Annotated in this window: 1 protein-coding gene; it reads left to right on the forward strand. The window is 53.8% G+C overall.

Annotation, left to right across the window (positions count from 1 at the left end; all coding sequences use genetic code 11):
- Nucleotides 1-210 (forward strand): hypothetical protein (locus tag H663_RS42110; RefSeq protein WP_205872785.1); only part of this gene is annotated, 210 nt, incomplete at its 5' end.
- Nucleotides 211-875: the final 665 nt, after the last annotated feature.

Consider the following 875-nt stretch of genomic DNA (forward strand, 5'->3'; position numbering starts at 1 on the left):
AGTGCCGACCTACGACATCAATGCTCAAAGATGTTGTTGGCTGTCAAAGATCCCGACTTGGGGCCTGTGTTGAAACCCATCATGTCGGACTCTGCGAGTGCCGACCTACTAACAACCGCACTTCGGGAACTGCATGCTGTAGGTCGGTGGTCGAAGACCCCGACGTTGGTCGAACAACAGCTGATGCTTGCTTCAAAAATCAACGCTTGAGCAAGCAAACGTCAGACTCTGCGAGTGCCGACCTACGAACAGCCGCACTGCGGGAACTGCATGCTGTAGGTCGGTGGTCGAAGACCCCGACGTTGGTTGAACAACAGCTGATGCTTGCTTCAAAAATCAACGCTTGAGCAAGCAAATGTCGGACTCTTCGAGTGCCGACCTACGAACAGCCGCACTTCGGGAACTGCATGCTGTAGGTCGGTGGTCGAAGACCCCGACGTTGGTTGAACAACAGCTGATGCTTGCTTCAAAAATCAACGCTTGAGCAAGCAAACGTCGGACTCTGCGAGTGCCGACCTACTGACAGCCGCACTGCGGGAACTACATGCTGTAGGTCGGTGGTCGAAGACCCCGACGTTGGTCGAACAACAGTTGATGCTTGGTTCAAAAATCAACGCTTGAGCAAGCAAACGTCGGACTCTGCGAGTGCCGACCTACCAATTCAATGCTCAAAGATTTTGTTGGCTGTCGAAGACCCCGACATAGGGCCTGTGCCGAACCCATCATGTCGGACTCTTCGAGTGCCGACCTACTAACAGCCGCACTGCGGGAACTGCATGCTGTAGGTCGGTGGTCGAAGACCCCGACGTTGGTTGAACAACAGCTGATGCTTGCTTCAAAAATCAACGCTTGAGCAAGCAAACGTCGGACTCTGC

This window comes from Limnohabitans planktonicus II-D5, assembly GCF_001270065.2.
GTDB lineage: Bacteria > Pseudomonadota > Gammaproteobacteria > Burkholderiales > Burkholderiaceae_C > Limnohabitans_A > Limnohabitans_A planktonicus.